Below are 24,848 nucleotides of genomic sequence, written 5' to 3'. Positions count from 1 at the left end.
TGAGGCATCGTCGAAAGCCGGGGGCCACCTTTCGGGACGATGCCTTGTAAAACGCGAGACGCCCGCGGCTCCCGGGCGGCGGGAATCGCGGGCGTCATGCTGGAACGGATTGAGAACAAGTCAACGCCGAAGCCCGGCGCATCCCCGTTCTCCACCGCGAAGTCACAGGTTTCGAAAGGGCGGGCCCTTCTCATAGGGTCCAGGGCGGAGCCCTGGTGAAGGGAGCTCGGGGCGCTGCCCCGAGACCCCGCCAAAGGGATGATCCCTTTGGGAACCCAGGCTCAGCCGCGGTCGTCGGCGCCCTCGCCGGCATCGGCCAGCGCCTGGCCGACTTCGAGGCCGAGGTCGTCGAGGTTGAACTGCTCGCGCTCGGTCACCGACTCGCCGCGGGCCTGACGCTCGGCCTCTTCCGGCGAACGGGCGATGTTGACGGTCACCTTGACCTCGACCTCGGGGTGCAGCGTGACCGGCACGGTGTGCAGGCCGAGCGTCTTGATCGGCTGGTTGAGCACGAACTGGCCGCGCTCGACGCTGAAGCCCTCCTTGGTGACGACCTCGGCGAGGTCGCGGGTCGAGACCGAGCCGTAGAGGACGCCGGTCTCGCCGGACTGGCGGATCAGCACGAAGCTCTGGCCGTCGAGCTTCTCGGCGACCGTCTGGGCCTCGTTGCGGCGCTCGAGGTTGCGCGCCTCGAGCTGGGCGCGCTGGGCCTCGAAGTGCTTCTTGTTGTTCTCGGTGGCGCGCAGGGCTTTGCCGCGGGCGAGCAGGAAGTTGCGGGCGTAGCCGGGGCGCACGTTCACGGTCTCGCCCATCTGGCCGAGCTTGGCGACGCGTTCGAGCAGGATGACTTCCATCGGGTTTCTCCTTGAGCGGGTTGGAAGGTTCGTCTCAGGCGTCGCCGTGAGGTTTCGGGCGGCGCCGGTCGAGAGCGGTGTCGGCGATGCCGAACAGGATCAGGGCGAGCATGGCCACGCCCTGGGTGAGGAACAGCAGCACGTAGAGGCCGGCGAGCAGGGCGAAGCGCCCCGGCCGGCCGCGGCTGCGGTCGTGGAAGGCGGCGAGCCCCTGGAGCGCGAAGGCCGCGCTGAAGGCGCCGATCAGGGCGATGCCGAGGGCACCGGGATAGCCGGGCACCATCGCCAGGGTGAGCGCTGCGGCGAAGACCAACAGGGCGGACCGCGGCATCATCGTGGAGGGGAGGTCGGGCCAGGGCCGGAGCAGGCGCCCCGAGATCTGCACGATGCGGGCGGCGGCCCAGAGATAGAAGGTGAACAGGATCGTCAGACCCTGGGCGGCGATCGCGGGCGCGGCGCTCGCCAGCGCGTCGGCGACCTCGCTGGCGAGATCGTCGGGCTTGGTCTCGTCGGCCTTGGTCTCGCCGGTGGTTCCGGACTTGGGCTGCTCACCGCCCTGCATCTGCGGAGCGGCCGGCTCCGCGGGCCGCTCGGCGTTGCCGGCCGGCGCCTCATTCGAGGGGGCGTTCTGGGCCGGCGGCGGAATGCGGCCGCGCTGGACTTGGACCTGAACGATCCGCCGGCTCATCGTGCTGAGCTGCGAGCGGAAGGTGTCGTAGTCGGGCGCGGCGATGACGGCGATCGCGATGAAGGCGAGCGCGGCGGTGCCCGCGACCCAGGCGAGCAGGCGCCCCGTGGGATACCACTCGATCGCACCGTCCGCCGTGCCGTCCGCCTTGGGACGGCCGAGAAGGGCAAGATAGGCGAGCCACCATGCGGGGATGGCGAGGTAGGCCGCAAACGCCAAACTGAGAGAGGGGGCGACGAACAGCGCCAACGCCAGGGCGCCCGAGACGACGGCGGCGAGCGCCGCGCGGTGGCTCCAGCCCAAGCCGACGATCAGGATCGGCAGCGGGGCGAGCAGGTAGAGCAGGATGGCGAGCGCGCTGCCCTTGAGCAGCACGCCGAACAGCAGCGCCGCGACAAGGCCGGCACCGGCGCCAACAGAAATGTCCTTGGTCATGAAGTCCGCTGTCCCGCTGTCCCACTTGGGCAGGGTTAGGGGCTGAAGACGACGCCCCAACGATCCGGCGGCTCGTTTTTCAAAGAGAGCCGCCCTGGCGATGATGGCCGGCCCGCGCGCGGGCCGGCCGGAGGTCCTACTTGATGACGTAGGGCAGCAGGCCGAGGAAGCGCGAGCGCTTGATCGCCTGGGCGAGCTCGCGCTGCTTCTTGGCCGAGACCGCAGTGATGCGGGACGGCACGATCTTGCCGCGCTCCGAGACGTAGCGGGAGAGCAGCTTCACGTCCTTGTAGTCGATCTTGGGAGCGTTCTCGCCCGAGAACGGGCAGCTCTTGCGACGACGGAAGAACGGACGACGGCCACCGCCGCCACCACCAGCACCGAAGGCCATGATCAGTTCTCCCCGCCGAAGTTGCGCTCGGGACGGTCGCCGCGATCACCCCGATCGCCGCCACCGAAATCGTCGTCGCGACGGCGCGGACGGTCGCCGCGGTCGCGATCCTTGCGGTCGTCGCGGTCGCGCTTCTGCATCATCGCGGAAGGCTCGGCCTCCAGCTGCTCGACGCGAACGGTCATGAAGCGCAGCACGTCCTCGGAGATCTGCATCTGGCGCTCCATCTCGGCCAGGGCGGCCGGGGGGGCGGAGATGTTGAGGAGCGTGAAATGCGCCTTGCGGTTCTTCTTGATGCGGTAGGCGAGGGACTTGACGCCCCAGGACTCGATCTTCTCGACCGTGCCGCCGCCCGCCTCGATGACGCCCTTGTAGGTCTCGACCATGGTCTCGACCTGCTGGGCCGTCACGTCCTGGCGCGCCAGGAAGACGTGCTCGTAGAGAGGCATTTTTGGGCCTTTCCTTGCCATAAGGAAGCCCGCCCGCGGATCGCGGGTTGAATCGGGCCGGTTCTCTCGCATTCTCTCGGCGCCAAGCCCTTCGAGCCGTGATGATGGCCCGAGCGGTTGATCGAAGGCGGAGACACCGGACGACGGACTTTTCGAAGAAATCCTATGCCGCGAACGGCACCGTCCGTTCAGCCCCCGGCCGGAGCGAACGCGAAGGCCGCGCACTAACTACTTGTTACATGTAGGTCAAGCCCCATTGATGCCTGTGAAGCCTCGAAAGGCATCGGACTGCAATGCGCCAAACGGGGAAAGCCGATATCTGTCGGAGTCGCAGCCTTCCTAAGACGAAAGAGTATCGATGAAGAATTTTATGGACGCCGTCGCCAGTAAATTAAGTAAATCTCGTATATCAAGATTTATTTATCGGAAACGTGTAGAGGAGGCGGCGCCTGATTTCAGAAGGAAAAACATCGAACTCAGGCAGGGAGAGGAATTTAAGCTTCTATCTTCAGGAAGAATTGATTATGATTCCTTAATGGATGGTTTTATAAAAAATAAATATTCCGCCATTGACCCACTTTGGAATTGTCAAGCTAGCGAAGGACTGTCTGTAATCAACTTGCGCGAACATATGACGCTTTTATGGTCGGCATCAAATGAATTTGCTCAGGTATTCGAAGGGTGGACGATAGTAAGCGAGAACCTGAGATTGGCGGCGTCTATAAATGACATTTTTGCCGACACTGACTTGCAAGGCGACAGTGGGTGGTGTGCTCCTGCTGCCGAATACGAGAGCGCAAACAGCGAATTGTCGGAAAAATATCTCGCGGGATTCATCGTTTTTAGTTTAACATGGACTGCATACGAAGGCGCTGTTGATATAATTAGTGAATATCATAAGGAAATAAAACAGCAAAGAGGAGCGCGAGGGAGAGAAATAATTCTGAAATTAGGTGAAAACAATTCATTTCCGCACATCAGGAATTTCGTTTATATGGCAACTGGAACGAGGAGTGCTGAGGACAAATTTTTTAAGACACCAGAAATGCGACGCATTTTAAGAGCCGGGTCACTTGCTGGCGTAGCTGCGGAGCATCTCAGAGAATTCAGGAACGCAGTCATTCATGGTGATATACGTAAACCTGAACCGCTCGACTGGGGCGAGGGATCGAAGTACATTCCAGACGATGATCCTGGTATATCGCAATTCTATCACAATGTAAGACTTTTGCTTATAATGATACAAATATTGATGATAGAAGAGCATAGAATGAATGAAATTCATACTAAGTGGATCCTGGATGAGGATTGGTCTATTTCGACTGAAGACGCAATTCGAAGCATGCATGTAAAACGACCGAACACTGAGCAAAAAGAATTAGATTTACATGTAATTATATAAGCTATTGCTGGGTTAAGCTTAAGAGTCGTTTATAATAATTTAACATCAAAACTCATTATTATTCATATATGCCGAACAGGGTGTTCAGCACGCATTCTGGCCACGTCGCTGGGCGCCAGGCGGTAGATCGCGACGCACATGGGGCTGCTCTATCTCAGCGAACTAGCAATCGCCTGCTGAATCCCCAGGATGTCGGCGCCGCGCTTGAGGGTGCGCTGGATCGGCTCGGGTCGGCCCGAGATCCAGATCTTGAGCTCGGAATCCATGTCGAAGCTGCCTGCCGTCTCGACCGAGAACGAGGTGATCGCCCGATAGGGAACGGTGAGGTACTCGACCTTGCGCCCGGTCATGCCCTGGCGGTCCACCAAGATGAGCCGCCGGTCGGTGAAGATAATCAGGTCGCGGATCACCTTGAAGGCGACGCGCACGCTCTCGCCCGGCGCCAGCACCCCGGCGAGCTGCCGGTCCACCTCGTCCGCGGAGAGATCGCTGCCGTGCCCGAGAAGCCCGTCGAGAAAACCCATCATTTCGCCTCCTGCCTCGTTCCGGCAGGATGTGGGGATGGCCTCGCTCCGCCGCGAGAGCACCGTGCTCAGCGGTGACGGCGCTTGCGGGGCTTCTGCCCCTTGGCCTGTCCCTTCCGCTGGGTCCGATCCATGCAGCTTGCCCAGATGCGGCGGCCGATCTCGCGCAGGCCGAGATTGAGCGGATCCGGGGCGGAGAAGACCTGTGCCCGCGCCTCGCTGCGGCAGAAGGCATCCTCCGCGCTGCGGATCGGCGGCTCTCCTTGCGCGACGGCCGGCGATAGCCCCAGGCCCGCTCCGACGCTCAATCCGAGCAGCGCAGCGAGACACAGGCCGGCCGCACTCGGACCGCGCCGCCGAGCCGGCGCGCCGAGGTGGTGGCCAAGGATACGCACGGTCAGGATACGCACGGTCTGGCCCTCCCTGTTCACCCCGGCGCGGTGGCGCATCATCGAAGCGTCCGGCACTCTAATGTCGGGGAAAGCCGGCTTGCCAAGCGTTGCCGGTCGATCCCGGCCCGGAACTGCGTAGTCTGCCCACAAGGAATGCCGTCGACCGGGGCATCGTGGCGGCCTCGCGCGGCTTTGTGCCCTGCAGCATGCATCGCGGCGCGCCACGCGTCAGTGCCGCTCTTCAACGAGGCAAAAGAAAACGCGCCGGGCTCGAAGCATCCGGCGCGTGGGGTCGTCTCGGGTCGGTGCCCGCCGGGCAAAGCGTTCCACGCAGCTCTCGCGAGGCGGGAGCCGCGCCGACGGCTCAGCGGCGGATCTTCACATTGGCCTTGCGAGCAGCGTAGCGCGCATCGCGGGCTGCCTTCTTCTCCGCGGCCTCGGCGGCCTTGCGCTCGGCAAGGGCAGCCGCCTCGGCGGCCTCACGGGCGAGCTGGGCGGCCAGTTCCGCCTCCTCGCGCAGGCGCTTCTCCTCGGCGGCCTTGCGCTCGGTCTCGATGCGGATGCGCTCACGCTCGCGGGCGCGCTCGTCGCGGGCGCGGGCGACCTCGGCACGGGCCTGGGCCTTGGCGATCATCTCCGGATCGTCCAGGGGCGGACGGGCCTTGAACTTCTCGAGCAATGCCGCCTTGGCGGCCTGGGAGTTCTGACGGCGGTCTTCGAAGTTCCTGAAGTCGAATGCGCTCATATGACCTTTCTCATACGGTGACACGACCGACGGCCGGATCAATCCTAATGCCGGGCGGTCGGGATTCGGCGCTGAGTCAAATAGACCGGCGCAGTCGATGCACGAGTGCGCCGCAACACGCAACAGATGTCGCCCCTGTTCGGGGCGGCTCCGATAACATTTTCGGGCCTGTTGCGATACGGAAGCAGATTTAGGGCGGGAATCCGGAAAGATCCAGCCTCAGGAGGCCTGCAGGTTGACCGCAGCCGGCTTGCCGCTGCGGCGGTCGTTCTCGACGTCGAAGGTCACCTTCTGTCCCTCGACCAGGCCGCGCAGGCCCGCCTGCTGGACGGCGGAGATGTGGACGAACACGTCCTTGCCGCCGGTATCGGGCTGGATGAACCCGTAGCCCTTGATCTCGTCGAACCACTTCACGGTACCAGTATGCATCCGGGTTCCTCCTGCGCTCGCCGCGGCTCCCCGTGTGAAATGCGTCCCGCTCTCGGCCGAAAAGGCCGTCCCGTTCGTCGGAGCGACCGAGGAAATAAGCCGGTGCCGCGTCCCTTCCGGAGGCATCGAAGGCCTCGTCAGGGGCGGCCGCCGATCGACAAGGCATAGTTATGTTCGGTGATGCAACCTCGCAAGCGGGGCAAAGGTTTCACTGGAACAGAGCCCGCCGTCCGAGGTGGAAATTCGTGGCAGAAACTTGGCCATTCAGGACGAGTAGGATGCTGATCTGACGATCCGTGTCCTCTCGGTGTTGTCTAACATTGTTGTGCAAATAACATTTGTTGCGCACCAGCCAGGGGCGGTCTCGATACGAATGATTCGGCCTTGGAATCTGGCCTGCGTGGTCGACGATGGCCACGGGCGTGGCCGCGCCCGGCATAACGATCGCGTCGGCCATCCCGGATTTCCCGCGCTTCGCTGTTTCGGCAAGAGCGCTTTCTGCAAGAGCGCTTGCGCCTGACGTTGTCCGCGGGCCGTGCGCTCACGCTCCTGTAAAGCAGCCATAAGAGAAGGGCCGGTTTCCCGGCCCTTCTCGTCACGTCCGCCTCGGAGGCTGCGCTTTCACGGTGAGCGACCGCCGCGCGCTCCGAGGCGATTCAGGAACGGTCCTCGATCAGTAATCGTAGCCGCGGCGGTTGTAGCCACCACGGTCGAACCGGTCGCGATCGCGGAAGCGCTGCTCACGGTAATAGTCGTCCCGGTCGCGCCTGCGCATCTCGCGGCGGTCATCGCGCTCGCGCTGGCCCCGCGATCGGAGATCGAAGCCGGGACCGTTCGGGCCAATCGTGATCGACTGCGCGGAAGCCGGCACCGCGGCGACCATCGTCGCCACCACGACTGTGCCGGCGAGAAGGGTCGTCAGGGTCTTCATCATGCCAACATGCTCCTTGAAGGATTTCAGGTCTAATGCACCGGCCATGCCTGGGTTCCGGCATTGTCGGGGTCCGTCGATTCGTTGGGATAGACTGATCTCGACCGGCGCAACTCTCCGCGGAAGCGGGTTTTCTCCATCTTTGCTTTTCGGCTGCGTCACGGTCGACGCAGAGGCTGGCGCGGCCGGCGGGCTGATGCGTGCCGCCGATCCTCTGTCGCAGATCCTCTTCCGGCTCCGCGTGGTGGCGCGCTCATCGGCGAGACATCGAAGAAGCGTCGAGCCGGCCGGCTTCTGGTATGGGGTTCGAGCGACGCATGTCCCGCCCCCGGCTCTTCGGCCACGGCGACCATCGTCCAGCCCGTCCTGGTTCAGGCTCCGGAATCCGCTCGCATGCCCGTCCGCCCGCTGATCCTCTATCCCGATGCGCGCCTGCACATGGCCGCCGGTCCGGTCACCGCCCCCCGTGAGACGCTGCGCGCGCTCGCGGCGGACGTGCTCGATACCCTCGGTGCCGTCTCGGCGATGGGACTGACCGCGATCCATATCGGGCAGCCGGAGCGGGTGGTGGTGATCCGCCTGCAGCCGGACGAGCCGCACGCGGTCTACATCGATCCCGTCGTCGTCTTCGCCTCGCCCGAGCGGGCCGCGCATCCGGAGGGGAGCGTCTCGATGCCGGGCGTGGTCGAGCCGGTGGAGCGGCCGGCCCGGATCCGGGTGCGCTACCGCGACCTCGACGGTGCCGAGCGGGAGGAGGAGGCCGAGGGCCTGCGCGCCGCCTGCCTGCAGCACGAGATCGACCAGCTCGACGGCCTGTTCTGGATCGACCGGCTGAGCCGGCTGCGCCGCGACCGGGCGCTCAAGCGCTACGCCAAGCTGCGGGCGCGGACGGAACCGTGAGGGCGGGCCGTCACGCGAGGGGCTTCATGCTATGGTCGCGCTCTTGATTGCGCTCTTCGCCCGTGAGCCGCCGATGCCCCGTCCATCGTCTCGCCTGTCCCGGTCCGCCGTCCTGATCCTCGCCGGGATGGGCCTCTGCGCCGCCGGCCTTGCCGGGTCCGCCGCGGCGCAGGGCACGGCCTCCGGCAATCGCTCCGGCGATCCGAAGGGGCCGGCAAGGCCCGAGGCGCAGAGGCCGGCTGCCGTGGTCGGATGCACCTCGCTGGCCAACCTGCGCAGCCTCTTGCGCAGCACGGGGGAGGACCGGACCGCCGCGCTCGCGGTCGCGACCGACCCGAAATCCGATCTCGGCTGCAGCCCCGTCGAGCGCGCCGCGGTCCTGGGGCTCGCCGACCACGTCGCCCTCAACGGCCGCGCCTACGATTGCCTCACCCTGAAGGGGACGGCGGTGTGCCACTGGACGGTGGCGGGCGCCGTCACGCCGCCCGAGCGGCCGGCGGGAAAGCCGGCCCGCGGCAAGTAAGCTTGCGGAGCGGCGCGTTAGAACCGCGCCGTGAGGAACAGGCGGAGGTTGCGGCCCGGCAGCAGGATCTCGTCCTTCTTGAACGAGGCCGAGTTGCGGATGTCGTCGTCGAGCAGGTTGCGGCCTTGCAGCCCGAGCGTCACCTCGGTGGCGCCGTAGACCGCCGGGTCGAGCGCCTGCGTGTAGGCGAGTTCGGCCCGCAGGTCGTTCCAGCCCGGCGTCGTCGTCTCGAACGGGGCGATCTCGGTGTGGTCGAAGGCGTGGAGCAGGTTGATGCGCGCGAACCAGCCGTTGGCGCGCACGAAGGCGCCGCCGCCGAGCCGGTGCGGCGGGATGCGCGGGACGTAGCTCCCGTCGTCGAACTGGGCGCGGACGAAATCGTACTGCGCCTCGATCCCGGCCCAGCCGTCGCCGACCGCGAAAAGGTCGAGCTGCGCCCCGATCTCGGCGCCGGTGAAGGTGGCGTTGGCCTGCGAGTAGACGACCTGGCGCAATTCGTCGCCGGAGCCGCAGGAGGCGAAGTCGTCGTCGCAGCGATTGCCGGTGTCGCGCTTGAAGATGAAGCCGGTGTAGCGCGTGACGTAGCCGGTGGCGTCGAGGCGCAGCGGCCCTTCCCCCCGGCGCAGGGAGATCTCGACCGTGCGGGCCCGCTCCAGCCGCAGGGTCGGGTCACCGATCTCGAAGGTCGCGGTGGCGTCGTGCGGGCCTTGCGAGAACAGCTCGTAGCCGGTCGGCGCACGCTCGACATAGGAGCCGTTGAGGCTCGCCACGAAGCCGTAGGGCAGATCCTGCAGGGCGCCGAGGCTGGCGCTCTTCGGGGCGAAGCGGCGGGTCAGGGCGTAGCTTGCCGGGTCACCGTCCGTCGGTAGGTAGCTGGCGGGAAACTGTGTGGCGATGCTGTTGAGCCGGTCCCCCTCGATCCGGCCCGCCGCCTGGAACCGCAGGCCGTTGCCGACGGCGAGTTCCTCGAACAGGTAGCCGGCCAGCATCCGCGACTCGGTCTGCGGCAGGAAGCTCTCGAGCTGCGAGTTCAGCACGCGCCGGCCCGCCTGGACGCCGACCGCGCCGGTCAGCGTGCCGAGCGCGGTGACGACCGGGACGTGCTGCGCCTCGAAGCGGGCCTCGACCTCGCGGTTCTTGAAGATCGCCTGGACCCCATCGACCCCGTCCTCGCCGATGCCGATCTCCTCGTGGCGGTAGACCGAACCGCCGGCCCAGAAGCGCAGCACCTCGAACGGTCCGTTCAGCGGCCGAACCTCGCCGCGGGCGAGCAGGCGGTCCTGGTTCGGGGTGAGCCGGGTGCGCGCCTCTTCCGCCTCGCCGCCGGGGATCTGGTAGATCGCGTCGTAGTGGCTGTAGGACAGGCCGAGGAAGCCGCGCTCGCCCACCGCCGAGATGCCGACGGAGCCGCCCTGCGACTCGGTGGCCGAGTTGCGCTGGATGCCGCCGGGGATGGCGTAGGAATCGGTGGCGGTCTTGAAGCCGTCGGCATGGACCGCGATGCCGTCCGCGCCCGCATCGACGCTGGCCGCCCCGAGCCGGCCGTTATCGACGGTGGTGTAGCCGGTCGTGACCTGTCCCGTGACGCCGCGGGCCGGGATGAAGGTCGGCACCTGATTGTTCTCGACCGAGACCACGCCGCCGATCGCCCCCGAGCCGTAGCGCAGCGTCGCGGGCCCGCGGATCACCTCGATCCGGCCGGCATTCAGCGGGTTGACCGGCACCGCGTGGTCCTCGCCGAGATCCGACACGCCGCCGTTGACGATGCCGTTCTCCTGGATGCGCACCCGGGCGTTGTCGAGGCCGCGGATGATCGGGCGCGAGGCCGCCCCCGGCGCGTAGGTCGAGGCCGAGATGCCGGGCCGGTCGAATAGGGCGTCGCCGAGCGTGCGCGGCTGGTCGCGGGCGATCCGCTCCTGCGGCACCACGGTGACCGGCGAGAAGGTGCTGGTCGCCACCGGCAGCACCTCAGCCGCCCGCGCGAACGGCGCGGCGGCGGCGGGCGCCACCGGGGCGGCGGGCCGGGCCTGGACCGGGCTGACCGAGGTGACGCTGATCTCGTCCAGGGTGGCCGTCGCCTGCGCCTGGGCTGCGGCGATGGTGCCGGGCGCGACCGTCAGCACCACTCCCGCCGCCAGAAGCATCCGTCCCGAGCGTCCGCGTCGCATTCCCGTCGATCCAGCCTTGTCACGTTACAATGTTTCATCATCGGAATGTTACAATGTTGCAAGGCTTATCCGCTTCAGGATCGGTTACGGCGGCGGGGTGTGACCGGGCCGCATCATCCGGCGTCCCGTGCGCTGGTGCACGAGACGCGCCGCGGGCCCTGCGGTCGCGGCGTCGCGGGTGCTTGTGCCGAGCGGGACCGGACGTGACATTGGGGCTCGTTCCTGGGGCGGGTGCCGTCTGTCGGGATCTGTCGTCTTCTGGAACCCGATGCCTGCCGACGTGCTTCTGCCCGCCCTCCGCTTCCTCCTCCTCGCTCTCGCCCTCCTCGTCCTTCTCTTCCTCGTTCCCCTCGCGACCCACGCCCTGTGGTGGAATGCGAAAGGGGGACGTGCGGACACTTGGTCGACGGCGGATTGGTCGAGCGCCGGCCTGCTGCCGCCGGCCGCCGCCGTGCCGGAGGCGATGGTGCGGGTCTACGCCGCGAGGGTCGGGCGCTGGCGGGGCATCTTCGCCCATCACAGTTGGGTGGTGATCAAGGAGGCGGGCGCGCCCCGCTACACCCGCTACGACGTGGTCGGCTGGGGCACGCCCGTGCGCACCGACGCCTACGCCCCGGACGGGCGCTGGTTCGGCAACGCGCCCGAGATCGTGCTCGGGCTCGACGGCGAGGCCGCGGCGCGGGCGATTCCCCGGATCCGCGCGGCGGTGGCGGACTACCCCTACCGCAGCCAGGGCTCGTACCAGGCGTGGCCGGGGCCGAACTCGAACACCTTTGCCGCCCACGTCGTCGCACGCATCCCCGACAACGACGTGCCGCTGCCGCCCACCGCGCTCGGCAAGGACTGGACGCCGCCGGGCCGCTTCGCCGAGCGCACCCCGAGCGGCACCGGCCTGCGCCTGTCGTGGCGGGGCTATGTTGGCCTCACCGTCGGCTGGGTCGACGGGCTGGAACTCAACCTGCTCGGCGCGGTGGCGGGTCTCGACTGGCGCCGCCCGGCCCTGAAGCTGCCGGGCTGGGGCCGGATCGCGCTGATCCCCGGCGGCGATGCCGATAGGGCGGCGCCGACGACCGCGCGACCGGAGCGCCGTCCGGCGACCGATTCGGTCTCCGGCTGAGCCGGCTTCGCGGCGCGATCCGGGACGATAGCCCGCGCCCGACTCAACCCCCCAGCATCGATCGATCCGTGCTACCGGGACCGTTCCCGGCCACCCGACCCAACCCACGCGCGATGACCGACCTTCTGATCCGCCCGGCGCAACATCACGACCACGACGCGATCTGGTCGATCCTGGAGCCGATCCTGCGCGAGGGCGAGACCTATGCCCTGCCGCGGGAGTGGGACCGGGCGCGGGCGCTCGCCTACTGGTTCGCGCCGGCCCACCACGTCTTCGTCGCGGAAGAGGCGGGCGCGGTGCTCGGCAGCTCCTACATCCGCGCCAATCAGCTCGGGGCCGGCGACCATGTCGCCAACGGCACCTACGCCACGCATCCGGCGGCGCGCGGTCGGGGCGTGGCCCGCGCCATGGGCCTGCACTCCTTCGCGGCCGCGCGGGCGCTGGGCTTTTCCGCGATGCAGTTCAACCTCGTCGTCGCCACCAACGCCCCCGCCGTCGCCCTCTGGACGAGCCTCGGCTTCAGGGAGGTCGGCCGCCTGCCCGGCGTCTTCCGCCATCCCCGGCACGGGCCGGTCGACGCGCTGGTGATGCACCGGAGCCTGTAACCCCGCCTCCATTGAACACGGCCGCGCTTGGGACAGATTGATCCCCGCGCACCGCGGGAGGTGCGGGGAGGGCGCGGACCTTGAGCTTCCTGATCTGCCTCGCGGCGCTCTTCTTCCTGATGGCGATCGCCTATCGCGGCTTCTCGGTGATCCTGTTCGCGCCGGTCGCCGCCATGGGCGCGGTTCTGCTCACCGACCCGTCGGCCGTGCCGACCCTCTTCTCCGGGCTGTTCATGGAGAAGCTCGTCGGCTTCCTGAAGCTGTACTTCCCGGTCTTCCTGCTCGGCGCCGTGTTCGGCAAGCTCATCGAGATCTCGGGCTTTGCCCGCTCCATCGTCGGCGCCGTCACGGGGCTCCTGGGCGAGGGCAGGGCGATCGTCGCCATCGTGCTGGTCGGCGCCATCCTCACCTATGGCGGCGTCTCGCTGTTCGTGGCGGTGTTCGCGGTCTACCCCTTCGCCGCCGAGCTGTTCCGGCGCTCGAACATCCCAAAGCGCCTGATCCCCGGCACGATCGCGCTCGGCGCCTTCACCTTCACCATGGACACCCTGCCGGGCACGCCGCAGATCCAGAACATCATCCCGGCCTCCTTCTTCAAGACCGACGCCTACGCCGCCCCCTGGCTCGGCATCATCGGCGCGCTCTTCGTGTTCGGCGTCGGCGTCGCCTATCTCGAATGGCGCCGCCGTGCCGCCGGGGACGAGGGCTACGGCGAGGGCCACACCAACGAGCCGCAGGCGGTGGAGGACAAAGTCGTCATCCATCCCATGGTGGCGATCCTGCCGCTCCTCATCGTCGGGGTGGGCAACAAGCTGCTGCTCGCCTGGATCACCGCAGCTTACGGTGAGCAGGCGAGCGCCGCGCTGACGCCGGAGATGGCCGCCAACCCGGTCACGGTCCAGATCAAGACCGTGGCGGCGATCTGGGCGGTGCAGGGCGCGCTGCTGCTGGGCATCCTCGCCACCGTGATCCTCGGCTTCCGCAACCTCGCGGACCGCTTCTCCGAGGGCTCGAAGGCGGCGGTCGCCGGCTCGCTTCTGGCCGGCATGAACACCGCCACCGAGTACGGCTTCGGCGCGGTCATCGCTGCTTTGCCCGGCTTCAAGGTGATCTCGGATGCGCTCTCGAAGATCCCGAACCCGCTGATCAACGAGGCGGTGACGGTCAATGTGCTCGCCGGCGTCACCGGCTCGGCCTCGGGTGGGCTCTCGATCGCGCTTGGCGCCCTGTCCGGCCGCTTCGTCGAGGCGGCACAGGCCGCCGGCATCCCGCTCGAGGTGATGCACCGCGTCGCCTCGATGGCGAGCGGCGGCATGGACACCCTGCCGCATAACGGCGCGGTGATCACCCTGCTCGCCGTCACCGGGCTCACCCACCGCCAGTCCTACGGCGACATCTTCGCGATCACGATCATCAAGACCGTGGCCGTGTTCATCGTGATCGGCGTCTACTACGCGACCGGTTTGGTCTGACGCCGCCCGCGAGGTCGTCCGGCGGAAGGAGTGGGCTCGGACGAGCGCTCGGAACAAAGGCGGGCCGCCGCCGGATTGCCAGCGGAAGGGGACGGCCCCGGCGTCGTTCGGGACGGGCTCCCGACCGCGCGCCGGGCGGATACGGGACTAGGGATAGTATGACGGGAACGGCACTGATCGCGGGCGTCGGCGGGATCGTCGGCAACAACCTCGCCCGGCACCTCGTGGCGCGGGGATGGACGGTCGAGGGCCTCGCCCGGCGCCCACCGGACATCGCCGGGGTGACGCCGATCGCCGCCGACCTGCTCGACCCGGCCGCACTCGCCCGCGCGCTGGAAGGCCATGCGCCGAGTCACGTCTTCATCACCACCTGGCTGCGCCAGCCCACCGAGGCCGAGAACATCCGCGTCAACGCCGCAATGGTCGCGAACCTGCTCGACGCCCTGCAACCGGCGGCAAGCGTGCGCCACGTGGCGCTGGTAACGGGCCTCAAGCACTATCTCGGGCCGTTCGAGGCCTACGGGAAGGGCAGCCTGCCGCCGACCCCGTTCCGCGAGGACCTGCCGCGGCTTCCCGTCGAGAATTTCTATTACGCGCAGGAGGATGCGGTGTTCGCGGCCGCCGCGCGCGACGGTTTTACGTGGAGCGTGCACCGCCCGCACACCATCGTCGGCTACGCGCTCGGCAACGCCATGAACATGGGCGTGACGCTCGCCGTCTACGCCACGCTCTGCCGCGAGACCGGGCGCCCCTTCCGCTTTCCCGGTTCGGCGGCGCAGTGGAACGGACTCACCGACGTCACCGACGCGCGGCTGCTCGCCCGCCATCTCGAATGGGCAGCCCTGACGGAGGCGGCGCATAACGAGGCCTTCAACGTCGTCAACGGCGACGTCTTCCGCTGGCAATGGATGTGGGGACGTCTCGCCCAATGGTTCGGAGTCGAGCCGGCTCCCTTCGACGGCGAAAGCAACCCGCTCGAGCACCAGTTGGCGGGCGCCGCCCCGCTCTGGGCGGAGATCGCGGCGCGCCACGGCCTGATCGAACCCGACCTGAACCGGCTGGCCTCGGCCTGGCACACCGATGCCGATCTCGGCCGCCCGATCGAGGTCGTCACCGACATGAGCAAGAGCCGGCGCCTCGGCTTCCTCGACTACCAGCCCTCGGACGACGCCTTCTTCGACCTGTTCGCCCGGCTGCGGGCCGAGCGGGTCATTCCCTGAACGGACCCGCGAAGGATCACCCCACCGTCCCGGCCCTCTGCCCGGCCTTCTGCCGCCGGGTCGGGTGGGTCATCGCTTCGAGTTCGAGAAGCTCGTTGAGCTGGGCCTCCGTCAGCAGGCCCTCCTCCAGCACCAGATCCGCCACCGCGCGGTTTTCTTTCAGCGCGCGGCGGGCGATGCGGGAGCTCGCCTCGTAGCCCAGCGTCGGCGCCAGCGCGGTGACGAGGCCGATCGAGCCCTGGACGAGGCTGCGACAGCGCTCGCGGTCGGCCTCGATGCCCTCGACGCAGCGCTTGGTCAGGGTGTCGATCGCCGCGCTCAGCATCCGCAGCGAACTCAGCACGCAGTAGCCGATGGTCGGCTCGAAGGCGTTGAGCTGGAGCTGGCCGCCCTCGGCGCAGAGCGTCACCGTGAGGTCGTGGCCGATCACCATGTAGGCCACCTGATTGACCACCTCCGGGATGACCGGGTTGACCTTGCCCGGCATGATCGAGGAGCCCGCCTGCACCGCCGGCAGCCGGATCTCGCCGAAACCCGTGCGGGGGCCGGAGGAGAGGAGCCGCAGGTCGTTGCAGATCTTGGACAATTTCACTGCGACGCGCTTGAGCGTGCCGGAGAACAGCACGAAGGCGCCGAGATCCGAAGTCGCCTCGATCAGGTTGGAGGCGAGCACCATCGGTTGGCCGGCGAGCCGCGACAGCTCCTCCACGGCGAGCGCCGCGTAGCGCGGATCGGCGTTGAGGCCGGTGCCGATCGCGGTGGCGCCGAGATTCACCTCGCGGAAGAGGCCGACGATCTCGTTCAGCCGCGCCACGTCCTCCTTGATCGTGGCGTGGAAGCCGTCGAACTCCTGGCCGAGCGTCATCGGCACCGCGTCCTGGAGCTGGGTGCGGCCCATCTTCAGGACGTCGGCGAACTCCACCGCCTTGCTCTTGAAGGCGTAGGCGAGGTCGTCGAGCGCCTTGACCAGCGGTTGCGTCGCGAAGATCACCGCGAGCCGCAAGGCCGTCGGGTAGGCGTCGTTGGTGGACTGCGCCATGTTGACGTCGTCGTTGGGGTGCAAGGCGGCGTAGTCCCCCGGCGCCCGCCCCATCAGCGTCAAGCCGACATTGGCGATGACCTCGTTGGCGTTCATGTTGGTCGAGGTGCCGGCCCCGCCCTGGATCGCGTCGACCACGAAGGATTCGGCGTAGGTCGGGTCGGTCGCGACGCGGGTGCAGGCCTCGTCGATGATCCGCGCCTTCGCCTCCGGCAGGTAGCCGAGCCGGTGGTTGGCCCGGGCTGCCGCCTGCTTCACCAGAGCGAGCGCCCGCACGAGATCCGGGTAGTGGCCGACCGGCACGCCGGTGATCGGGAAATTCGCCACCGCCCGCTTGGTGTGGATGCCCCACAGGGCGTCCGCCGGCACCTCGCCGTCGCCCAGCAAATCGTGCTCGGAACGCGTCCGCGCGGCCTCCATCGCCACCTTGCGCACGGTGGCGACGGCGAGATCTTCCTCCCGGGCCGGCGTCTCCTCGGCGGCTCCCGCCGCCCCGAGGGGGCCTGGGCGGGTGGCCGTCTCGGCCGCGACGAGGGCCGCGGCCTTGGCTGCCGTTTTGGCCCTCGTTTTGGCTTTGTCCGTCTTCTTGCCCGTGCCGTTCGGGCTCTTGGCGTCCGTGCTCTTGACGTCCGTGCTCTTGGCCTTCTTGGCCGCTCCCTTGCGGCCGGCTGCATCTTTGCCTCCGGCGGCCTCCCCACGGGTGCGCTTGGCCTTGGTGTCGGATGCGGTCTTGGCCACGGATAAGCCTCCCCGATACGCCGTGATGCGTCGGGCGATCCAGCCGCATGTTCGATTCGGCGGCCGGTGCCCGTCGGGCCGGTGTTCAGGTCCGCGTCTGCCCGACTGTCAACCATGCATGGCCGGGTTGACGTGTCAGGACCGCCGCCCCGTCAGCATCCGCCCGGACGGCCCGGCGCCGCCGGAGGATCGGAAGAGCGGGCGGATCAGAAGAACACCGTCGTGTTGAGGTAGCCGTAGAAGGTGTCGCCCGTGTCCGGCGCATTGGGGGCGTTGCGCAGGAAGTCGCCCTTGGCGAGGTAGGCGAGGCCGGTATCGAGGATCATCTCGTTGGGGATGATCCAGTAGCGCAGGCGGCCCTCGATCTGGTGGCCGGCGAAGGTGCCGGAGCGGCCGGTGCGGTCGCGGATCAGGGTTGCGGCGAAGGTGTCGGTGGCGCTTTCCAGCCAGAGCGGGCGGTAGGCGATGAAGGCGTCCCACACCTTGCTCGGGGTGATCTCCGCCCGGATCGAGGGCGAGATCAGGTTGGCGCGCTGCACCGGGCCGTAGAGGCCGGTCGGGCCGTACTCGAAGCGCCGGGCGCCGAACAGGGTGTCGAAGCGAGTGAACTTGCCGTCATTGTTCCGGTCGCCGCTGGCGTGGTCGTAATGCAGCGACAGCCTCGGCTTCCATTCGTGGTCGAAGGTGTAGCCGACCTCGGCATGGACGAAGTAGGCCGAGACCGTCAGGTCGCGCAGGTCGGCGACGCTCGCGGTCTCGCGAGCCAGCCCGGTCTGGTAGATCGCCTCGAAATCGTAGTCGAACGCGCCGACCTGCGGTCGGCGGGCGAGGCGCAGACCGGGGGTGAACAGGCGCCGGTCGCGGGTCTGGACCGAGCGCAGGCCGGTGCCCGAATCCTGCTCGTAGAGGCCGTAGCCGTAGAGCTCGAACGTGCCGCCGAGGATGTCGGCGAAGGTGTAGGAGGCGCCGAAGAGCTGCAGGTTCAGGCTCTCGCGGTCGAACTCGATGCCGTTGTCGAGGATGCCGTTGACGTCGTCCGGCAGCCGCGTGTGCGGCATCACCCACAGGGCGGTGAACTTGTCCCGGTTCGCGCCCTGCCAGTCGAAGGTCACGCCGGTATAGGCGTTGATGGTGTTGCGGAACTGCTGGCGCGAGACGAGGCGGCGCGAGCCGATGTTCTTGGTGAAGCGGCCGACCGTCAGGCTGCTCTTCGAGCCCTCGCCGCCGACATCGCCCGTGTCGAAGTTGAGATAGGCCTGGCCGGGTTCGAGGGCGTTGATCTCCGTGGTGAAGGCGGAGGAGTTGCGCTGCTGGAAGTAGCCGCGGCTGTCGAACAGCTCGACGCCCATGCGCACCGGCCCCTTCACCCCGTACTCCACGTGCAGGGTCGTGAGATACGAGTTCAGGATGTCGTTGGCCGCAAACGTCGGCACCGGACGGAACTGGTTGGCGATGCCCTCCACCCGCGGCCGGAACGAGCCGCTGATGCGCCAGTTCTCCGGCTCGCCGAGCGCCTTGTAGAGGAAGTTCGGCGGTTGGGCCGGCGCGGCCGCGAAGTACGGACCGGCCTGCTTCGTCCGGGCCGCCGCGTTAGCCGCCTGCGCCGGGGCGGCGACATCCGCGGCGGCCAGCGCAGGCGTGCCCCGGAGGTCGGCGAGTCGTCCGCTCTGGCCGAGCGCAGGGCCGACGAGGAGGGGAAGGGAGGCGCCGGCAAGCAACGACGCGCACAGAACCGATTGCTTCACCATGCCGCTCCTGTTCTTTCGCAGAGTTTGTCCGTGAGGGATGAGAAATCACCTAGTCTGGTATACCAGCGCAAGGACTGGCTCTTCGAGTGATGCATTTTGTCGGCGCAACGCTGTGCCGGAGTATCCGTCGAGGACTGCTTTTCCACATGGCAGTCGATGTACAAATCAGAGTAAAATCAGTGGTTTAAGGCGCGAAATTTCATCGCTGCCATGCGCGGGCGCTTTGTCCCCCGTCTGCAACGTCCGGGTCAAAATCTCGGAAGTACTTGGATTTTTCGGGATTAAACCCGGATATGCTTCTCGTGAAGCCGGGCGTGGCGGCGCTCTGCAATCGCGCCGTGCATGGGAATGATGGCCGTGGGCGGATGACAAGCCGGGGTTCCGGCCTCACTATGGTTCCGCCGCCGCTCGCCGGGCTGCGGCGCATCAAGCACGTGTTCAGAAGGTCCGCCCATGCGCCTCAAGGCCGCGCTCCTGCTCAGTGCTCTCGTCGCCGCGACCGCCTGCTCGCCGGCGCGCGCCCAGAATCCAGCGGACCCGAACCTCACTGGGACGCTGAAGAAGGTGAAGGACACGGGCGCCCTCACCATCGGCTACCGCGACGCCTCGGTGCCGTTCTCCTATCTCGACGGCAACCAGAAGCCGGTGGGCTACGCCTACGAGATCTGCCTGAAGGTCGCCGACGCGGTCAAAGCGCATCTCAAGCTCGAAAAGCTGGACGTGCGGCTCAACCCCGTCACCTCCGCGACCCGCATTCCCCTGATCGCCAACGGCACGATCGACCTCGAATGCGGCTCGACCACCAACAACACCGACCGGCAGAAGCAGGCCGCCTTCACCAACACCCACTTCCTCACCGCGACGCGCTTCGTCGCCAAGAAGGAGAAGGGGCTCGACAAGACCGACGACCTCAAGGGCCGGACCGTGGTCTCGACCTCGGGCACCACGAACATCCGCCAGATCAACGAGATCAACGCGGCCCGCGGCCTCGGCATGCGGATCCTGCCGGCCAAGGACCACGCCGAGGCCTTCCTGATGATGGAGACCGGCCGCGCCGACGCCTTCGTGATGGACGACGTGCTGCTCGCCGCCCTCGTCGCCGGCTCGAAGGCGCCCGAGGCCTACACGATCTCGTCGGAGGCTCAGTCGCAGCCCGAGCCCTACGGCATCATGCTGCGCAAGGACGATGCTCCCTTCAAGGCCGTGGTCGATGCGGCGACCGCCGCCCTCTACAAGAGCCCGGAGGGGAAGGCGCTCTACGACAAGTGGTTCACGCAAGCGATCCCGCCGCGGGGCATCAACCTGAAGCTCCCGATGAGCGAGCCGATGCAGAAGGCCTTCGCTAATCCGAGCGACAGCGCCGATCCGGCGGCCTACTGATACCGCTCGGCGATGATCGTGACGCGTCGCCGAGCGCCCGCGCGACGGCGGTCGTCCGCCGGATGCAGGGAAGAGGGCCATCGGTCCTGTTCCATGGAGCTTGGTGCAAGTCTCTCACACGAAACGCCCGCCGCACTGTTCTTGCCAGAGGGGAATGGCCGGGCGTTTCGTGAGGCACGCCGAGCGCGCCGGACGGCATGCGGTGACCGACCTGCGATGACGGGAGCCCGATGAACTACAACTGGAACTGGGGCATCTTCCTGGAGCCGTCGCCCGAGGGCGCCGGCACCTATGCCGACATGCTCCTCTCGGGGCTGGCCTGGACGATCGCCACCGCGCTGGCCTCGTGGGCGATCGCCTTCACCCTCGGCTCGATGATCGGCGTGATGCGCACGCTGCCCTCGCGCACCGCCAACGCGGTCGGCGCCGCCTATGTCGAGGTGTTCCGCAACGTCCCGCTGCTGGTGCAGATGTTCCTCTGGTACTTCGTGCTGCCGGAACTCCTGCCCGCCTCCCTGGGCGCGGCCGTCAAGCAGATGCCGGACGCGCCGTTCTACACGGCGGTCCTGTGCCTGGGCTTCTTCACCGCCGCGCGGGTCGCCGAGCAGGTGCGGGCGGGCATCCGCGCCCTGCCACGGGGGCAGGCGCAGGCGGGCCTCGCGCTCGGCCTCACGCGGGCGCAGACCTACCGCGCCGTGCTGCTGCCCAACGCCTACCGGATCCTTCTGCCGCCGCTCACCTCGGAATTCCTCAACAATCTCAAGAACACCTCGGTGGCGCTCACCATCGGCCTGCTCGAACTCACGGCGCGGGCCCGCTCGATGCAGGAATTCTCGTTCCACGTGTTCGAGGCCTTCACCGCGGCGACCCTGCTCTACGTCGCCCTCAACCTCGTGGTGATCGCGGGCGCGACCCTGCTGGAGCGGCGCCTGGCCGTGCCGGGAGGGCGCTGATGTTCGGGCAGTTCGACTTCTCCGTCATCATCGACGCGCTGCCCTACCTCTTCGCCGAGGGCATGGTGTTCACCCTGACGCTGACCGCGCTCGCGGCGAGCGGCGGCATCGTGCTCGGCACGGCGCTCGCGCTGATGCGGCTCTCGGGCGTGCCGGGCCTCACGCATGCGGCCAAGCTCTATGTCGAGCTGATGCGGGCCCTGCCGCTCGTGCTGGTGATCTTCTGGTTCTACTTCCTCGTGCCCTATCTCGGCGCCTGGGCGACGGGCTCGGACACACCGATCCAGGTCGGGGCGTTCGCCTCCGCGCTCGTCACCTTCACCCTGTTCGAGGCGGCCTACTTCTCCGAGATCGTGCGGGCGGGCATCCAGTCGATCCCGAAGGGGCAGAGCGCGGCGGCCCAGGCGCTCGGCATGAACTACGCGCAGACGATGCGGCTCGTGGTGCTGCCCCAGGCCTTCCGCAACATGGTGCCGCTGCTGCTGACCCAGACGATCGTGCTGTTCCAGGACACGTCGCTCGTCTACGTGCTCTCGCTGACCGATTTCCTGGGCGCCGCCTCCAAGGTCGCGCAGCGCGACGGGCGGCTCGTGGAGATGTATCTGTTCGCCGCGCTCGTCTACTTCGCCGTCTGCTTCGCGGCCTCGCTGCTGGTGCGCCGGCTCCAGGCCCGCACGGCGATCGTCCGGTGAGAGGGCAAACGCGATGAGGACGGGCCCATGACCTCTGCTCCCATAAGTTCTGCCCCGCAGCCGGCCATCGCGAGCGGGCCGATGATCGCCATCGAGGCGGTGTCGAAGTGGTACGGCGAGGTCCGCGTCCTCACCGGCTGCTCCACCGCGGTGAACCGGGGCGAGGTGGTGGTGGTCTGCGGCCCCTCGGGCTCGGGCAAGTCGACGCTGCTGAAATGCGTCAACGCTCTGGAGCCGTTCCAGGAGGGGCAGATCACCGTCGACGGCACGCGGGTGCGGGATAGGGCCACCAACCTGCCGCGGCTGCGCGCGCGGGTCGGCATGGTGTTCCAGCACTTCGAACTGTTCCCGCACCTGAGTGTCATCGACAACCTGACATTGGCCCCGCGCAAAGTGCTCGGGCGATCGCGGGAGGCGGCAACCAAGCGCGGCCTCGATCTGCTGGCCCGCGTCGGCCTCTCGGCGCATGCGCAGAAGCATCCGGGCCAGCTCTCGGGCGGGCAGCAGCAGCGGGTGGCGATCGCCCGAGCGCTCGCCATGGATCCGGTGGTGATGCTGTTCGACGAGCCGACCTCGGCCCTCGACCCCGAGATGGTCGGCGAGGTGCTCGACGTGATGGTGGAGCTGGCCCGCGACGGCATGACCATGATGGTCGTGACCCATGAGATGGGATTTGCCCGCAAGGTGGCCGACCGGGTGGTGTTCATGGATCGCGGCGAGATCGTCGAGGATGTCCCGAAGGACCCCTTCTTCGATCGGCCGCGCAGCGAGCGGGCTCAGCAGTTCCTCTCGAAGATCCTCGCGCATTGACGCGGATTTGCGGTCCTCGGCTCTCCCCGATGGCACGTTCCGGCTGTATGCTCACCGCTTGTGCCGCTGAAACTGGCCTGTTTCCTGCGCGTTGCTACGATGTAGGGCTCTGTCCGGGCCGGGTTCGGAGGATTCGTCCTTGGGGCCGGTCTCGATCTTGATCGAGACGGGACGGTTCTTTCACACAGCTTGTCTCGGATGCCGCGTTACTATTTCGACATCAACGACGGCACGGATCTGAAGGATGAGGTGGGTCGCGAGATCCGCGATCCGCTCGCCCTGCGCCGCGAGGCTCTGCGGGTGATGACGACCCTGATGGCCGCGGAGGCCGAGGACAGCCAGGATTGCACGCTGGTTCTGACCGTCCGCAACGGCGACGGCGAGAGCGTTATGACGATCCGCCTCGTCTGCCAGATCGACGACGGCTGAGACGGTCTCCGCTTGATCAGAGCGGGGAGCGGATCAGCCAGCCCGCGCGGCGCTTGAGGAAGGCGCCCATCGCGCGGGCGCGATGGGATCCCGCCGACGGCCAAATCCGCCATCCCGAAGGTGATCAATCGGATTTGGTGTGAGACCGATCAGGGGCGATCCTCGGACATTATCGCATCCGGCCGGAGATCCGATGCTGCCTCTGTCGGGGGCGGAGGCGCGTGACCGAGGTCGATCAGGAGCATGTCGAGCAGGACGTGGAGCCGGCGGAAGCCCGATGCCGGAAGCTTCGCACGGGCGGCTGCACACAGGGCGGCGACCTCAGCGATGGCATCAGCGTCGTTGGTCGGCATCGTCCTTCCTTGCTTGGTGCGTATTCGGTCTGGCCGTTAGGCTAATGGCCCAAGAAAATCTGTTCAACGCGACCGGATAGTGCGTAAATCTGCCTAAGTAAATGCATGTTCAAGAATGGAGTGCTGCCAGGCATTTCGTCCGATCGAATCTGCTGATCAAAAAATCGTGTGCTTGCTGGCAGGGCTCGACGAAGGCGCTTTGGAGCCGCGCGCGTTGCAAGCGATCAGGGCAAGCGATCAGGGCAGGAGATCGAGAGGGTGGCTTTGCCGCCTTCGCACGACCGTTTGGGTTCGGGGCAGCGCCGCACGGCGTCCAAGGTCTGCCGGATGATGTGTCCGAGACAAGTTGGTGTCCCTGCGTTCGATCCGCCCGATGGTCGAGGCACGCTGCGGCCATCGCATGGGCAAGAGGTCCTCTGGCGAGGGGACGGGGTGACGCACGATCCCGACCCCCGGACCGCCGTGATCCGGCTCCCCGAGCCGCGTCAGAACAGCGAGATGAGGAGGATGCCGGCCACCATCAGCGCGGCTCCGCCGAGCCGCGACGCGCCGGCCCGCACCCGCTTCATGCCGACCCAGCCGAAATGATCCAGCGCCACCGAGGTCAGCAGGTTGGCGGTGATGAGCAGGCCGTTGAAGGCGCCCGCGCCGACCTTGTCGACGAACAGCAGGCCGGCGAACACGGCCACGGCCCCGGTGAGGCCGGCCAGCGGCATCCACCAGCGCACCCCCTCGATGTCGGTCCGCTGCGGCAGCGGCTTCGGCCGCAGCAGGAAGACCAGCACGAACACGAACACCACCGGCAGGAACGAGACCAGGGCCGCGAGCCACGGATTGACCAGGGCTTCGCGGAGCTGCGCGTTCCAGACCACGCCGATCGCCTGCAGCGCGCCCGCCCCGACGATGAAGGGGTAGAGCAGCCTCGGATTGAGGCCGTGGCCCGTCTCAGTCTCACCCGCTTCCGACCCCTTGTCGGGGGTGACGCGGGCGATGAACGTCACGCCGACGGCCATGAGCAGGCCGCCGAGCCAGGGCAGCGGCTTAAACCCGCCGCCCGGCAGCCCGAACAGGCCCAGCGAATCCATCGCCAGCGAGGTCAGGTGTTGGCGGTCAGCGTCAGCCCGTTGAAGGGGCCGGCGCCGACCTTGTCGACGAAGGAGAGGCCGCCGAACACCGCGACCGCGCCGGCGAGCCCGCCGAGCGGCGCGTACCACGGCATGCCTGCGAGCGTGTCGAGGCCCGGCAGCGGCGTCGGCATCACGAGGAACAGCGTCGCGAAGACGAAGCCGATCGGCAGGAAGGAGACGGAGGCCGCCAGGAACGGGTTGACGAGCTGTCCGCGCAGCTGCGCGTTCATGGAATTGCCGAGGGCCTGGAGGGCGCCCGCGAGGAGGATGAAGGGGTAGAGAAGGGCGGCACTCACGGGGGCGGCCTCCGGATCGGCGAAGGGGCAGGCGAAAG

At 67.5% G+C, this 24,848-nt stretch carries 25 protein-coding genes and 1 pseudogene; 12 read left to right on the top strand and 14 right to left on the bottom strand.

The window, feature by feature from the left end:
* Positions 1-281: 281 nt before the first annotated feature.
* The 4 genes from rplI to rpsF all read right to left on the bottom strand — a co-directional run bounded on the left by rplI (position 282) and on the right by rpsF (position 2,817).
* Positions 282-854, bottom strand: coding sequence for a 50S ribosomal protein L9 (rplI, locus tag MFF24_RS10085; RefSeq protein WP_004446280.1), 573 nt, complete (start codon positions 852-854; stop codon positions 282-284).
* A 34-nt stretch (positions 855-888) separates the two neighbouring features.
* Entirely contained in the window at positions 889-1,977 is a 1,089-nt protein-coding gene (locus MFF24_RS10080; RefSeq protein WP_108941687.1) for a DUF2232 domain-containing protein, read from the bottom strand.
* 136 nt (positions 1,978-2,113) lie between these two features.
* Positions 2,114-2,368 carry a 30S ribosomal protein S18 gene (gene rpsR, locus MFF24_RS10075; protein WP_004446294.1) on the bottom strand — a complete coding sequence of 85 codons (255 nt, stop codon included), beginning with the start codon at positions 2,366-2,368 and terminating at the stop codon, positions 2,114-2,116.
* A 2-nt stretch (positions 2,369-2,370) separates the two neighbouring features.
* On the bottom strand, positions 2,371-2,817 hold the full coding sequence (gene rpsF / locus MFF24_RS10070; RefSeq protein WP_108941688.1) for a 30S ribosomal protein S6: 447 nt from the start codon (positions 2,815-2,817) through the stop codon (positions 2,371-2,373).
* Positions 2,818-3,175: 358 nt separating this feature from the next.
* Here rpsF and MFF24_RS10065 point away from each other — a divergent pair, with 358 nt between their 5' ends.
* Positions 3,176-4,219 carry a hypothetical protein gene (locus MFF24_RS10065; RefSeq protein WP_238224356.1) on the top strand — a complete coding sequence of 348 codons (1,044 nt, stop codon included), beginning with the start codon at positions 3,176-3,178 and terminating at the stop codon, positions 4,217-4,219.
* A gap of 149 nt (positions 4,220-4,368) precedes the next feature.
* Here MFF24_RS10065 and MFF24_RS10060 read toward each other — a convergent pair whose 3' ends face one another.
* The 6 genes from MFF24_RS10060 to MFF24_RS10035 all read right to left on the bottom strand — a co-directional run bounded on the left by MFF24_RS10060 (position 4,369) and on the right by MFF24_RS10035 (position 7,240).
* Positions 4,369-4,743 (bottom strand): PH domain-containing protein, encoded by a 375-nt coding sequence (locus MFF24_RS10060; RefSeq protein WP_238224420.1) that lies wholly within the window; start codon positions 4,741-4,743, stop codon positions 4,369-4,371.
* Positions 4,744-4,811: 68 nt separating this feature from the next.
* Positions 4,812-5,138 carry a hypothetical protein gene (locus MFF24_RS10055; protein WP_238224419.1) on the bottom strand — a complete coding sequence of 109 codons (327 nt, stop codon included), beginning with the start codon at positions 5,136-5,138 and terminating at the stop codon, positions 4,812-4,814.
* 361 nt (positions 5,139-5,499) lie between these two features.
* Entirely contained in the window at positions 5,500-5,880 is a 381-nt protein-coding gene (locus tag MFF24_RS10050) for a DUF6481 family protein (RefSeq protein ID WP_108941691.1), read from the bottom strand.
* 219 nt (positions 5,881-6,099) lie between these two features.
* Positions 6,100-6,309 (bottom strand): cold-shock protein, encoded by a 210-nt coding sequence (locus tag MFF24_RS10045; RefSeq protein WP_108941692.1) that lies wholly within the window; start codon positions 6,307-6,309, stop codon positions 6,100-6,102.
* A gap of 208 nt (positions 6,310-6,517) precedes the next feature.
* Positions 6,518-6,766, bottom strand: coding sequence for a hypothetical protein (locus tag MFF24_RS10040; protein ID WP_238224354.1), 249 nt, complete (start codon positions 6,764-6,766; stop codon positions 6,518-6,520).
* Between the two features lie 216 nt (positions 6,767-6,982).
* Complete coding sequence (locus tag MFF24_RS10035) at positions 6,983-7,240, bottom strand: hypothetical protein (protein ID WP_238224418.1); 258 nt, start codon at positions 7,238-7,240, stop codon at positions 6,983-6,985.
* Between the two features lie 393 nt (positions 7,241-7,633).
* On the opposite strand from MFF24_RS10035, the gene MFF24_RS10030 reads away from it, so the two are divergent.
* Together MFF24_RS10030 and MFF24_RS10025 are read left to right on the top strand one after the other, a co-directional pair.
* Positions 7,634-8,140 carry a peptide deformylase gene (locus tag MFF24_RS10030; RefSeq protein WP_238224352.1) on the top strand — a complete coding sequence of 169 codons (507 nt, stop codon included), beginning with the start codon at positions 7,634-7,636 and terminating at the stop codon, positions 8,138-8,140.
* Positions 8,141-8,213: 73 nt separating this feature from the next.
* Positions 8,214-8,663 carry a hypothetical protein gene (locus MFF24_RS10025; RefSeq protein WP_238224350.1) on the top strand — a complete coding sequence of 150 codons (450 nt, stop codon included), beginning with the start codon at positions 8,214-8,216 and terminating at the stop codon, positions 8,661-8,663.
* Positions 8,664-8,680: 17 nt separating this feature from the next.
* On the opposite strand, the gene MFF24_RS10020 is transcribed toward MFF24_RS10025, so the two are convergent.
* Positions 8,681-10,807, bottom strand: coding sequence for a TonB-dependent receptor (locus MFF24_RS10020; protein ID WP_238224417.1), 2,127 nt, complete (start codon positions 10,805-10,807; stop codon positions 8,681-8,683).
* Positions 10,808-11,099: 292 nt separating this feature from the next.
* Here MFF24_RS10020 and MFF24_RS10015 point away from each other — a divergent pair, with 292 nt between their 5' ends.
* From MFF24_RS10015 to MFF24_RS10000, 4 genes are all read left to right on the top strand, one after another.
* A complete protein-coding gene (locus tag MFF24_RS10015) occupies positions 11,100-11,948 on the top strand; it encodes a DUF3750 domain-containing protein (RefSeq protein WP_238224348.1) in 849 nt (282 codons plus the stop codon).
* A gap of 113 nt (positions 11,949-12,061) precedes the next feature.
* Positions 12,062-12,553, top strand: coding sequence for a GNAT family N-acetyltransferase (locus MFF24_RS10010; protein ID WP_238224346.1), 492 nt, complete (start codon positions 12,062-12,064; stop codon positions 12,551-12,553).
* Between the two features lie 80 nt (positions 12,554-12,633).
* Entirely contained in the window at positions 12,634-14,025 is a 1,392-nt protein-coding gene (locus tag MFF24_RS10005) for a GntP family permease (protein ID WP_238224345.1), read from the top strand.
* 158 nt (positions 14,026-14,183) lie between these two features.
* A complete protein-coding gene (locus MFF24_RS10000) occupies positions 14,184-15,245 on the top strand; it encodes an SDR family oxidoreductase (protein ID WP_238224343.1) in 1,062 nt (353 codons plus the stop codon).
* A gap of 16 nt (positions 15,246-15,261) precedes the next feature.
* On the opposite strand, the gene MFF24_RS09995 is transcribed toward MFF24_RS10000, so the two are convergent.
* On the bottom strand, positions 15,262-17,022 hold the full coding sequence (locus tag MFF24_RS09995) for an aspartate ammonia-lyase (protein WP_238224341.1): 1,761 nt from the start codon (positions 17,020-17,022) through the stop codon (positions 15,262-15,264).
* 206 nt (positions 17,023-17,228) lie between these two features.
* The gene (locus MFF24_RS09990; protein ID WP_238224416.1) at positions 17,229-18,767 is read right to left on the bottom strand and encodes an alginate export family protein; all 1,539 of its coding nucleotides are present in this window, start codon (positions 18,765-18,767) and stop codon (positions 17,229-17,231) included.
* 456 nt (positions 18,768-19,223) lie between these two features.
* Here MFF24_RS09990 and MFF24_RS09985 point away from each other — a divergent pair, with 456 nt between their 5' ends.
* The 5 genes from MFF24_RS09985 (at position 19,224) to MFF24_RS09965 (ending at position 23,034) form a co-directional block, all read left to right on the top strand.
* Positions 19,224-20,150, top strand: coding sequence for an amino acid ABC transporter substrate-binding protein (locus MFF24_RS09985; RefSeq protein WP_238224339.1), 927 nt, complete (start codon positions 19,224-19,226; stop codon positions 20,148-20,150).
* A gap of 230 nt (positions 20,151-20,380) precedes the next feature.
* Complete coding sequence (locus MFF24_RS09980; RefSeq protein ID WP_108941701.1) at positions 20,381-21,103, top strand: amino acid ABC transporter permease; 723 nt, start codon at positions 20,381-20,383, stop codon at positions 21,101-21,103.
* On the top strand, positions 21,103-21,795 hold the full coding sequence (locus MFF24_RS09975; RefSeq protein WP_108941702.1) for an amino acid ABC transporter permease: 693 nt from the start codon (positions 21,103-21,105) through the stop codon (positions 21,793-21,795). The genes MFF24_RS09980 and MFF24_RS09975 overlap by 1 nt, the downstream gene beginning before the upstream one ends.
* An 81-nt stretch (positions 21,796-21,876) precedes the next feature.
* The gene (locus MFF24_RS09970; protein ID WP_238224415.1) at positions 21,877-22,605 is read left to right on the top strand and encodes an amino acid ABC transporter ATP-binding protein; all 729 of its coding nucleotides are present in this window, start codon (positions 21,877-21,879) and stop codon (positions 22,603-22,605) included.
* Between the two features lie 198 nt (positions 22,606-22,803).
* Positions 22,804-23,034 carry a DUF6894 family protein gene (locus MFF24_RS09965; RefSeq protein ID WP_108941704.1) on the top strand — a complete coding sequence of 77 codons (231 nt, stop codon included), beginning with the start codon at positions 22,804-22,806 and terminating at the stop codon, positions 23,032-23,034.
* An 838-nt stretch (positions 23,035-23,872) separates the two neighbouring features.
* Here the strand turns inward: MFF24_RS09965 and MFF24_RS28965 are convergent.
* A pseudogene (locus tag MFF24_RS28965) lies at positions 23,873-24,810 on the bottom strand (DMT family transporter).
* Between the last annotated feature and the right edge of the window lie 38 nt (positions 24,811-24,848).

It is taken from the genome of Methylorubrum aminovorans (assembly GCF_022179725.1).
Taxonomy (GTDB): Bacteria; Pseudomonadota; Alphaproteobacteria; order Rhizobiales; family Beijerinckiaceae; genus Methylobacterium; species Methylobacterium aminovorans.
Note: the sequence above shows the minus strand (reverse complement) of the source record. Positions and strands in the feature narration are given on the sequence as shown.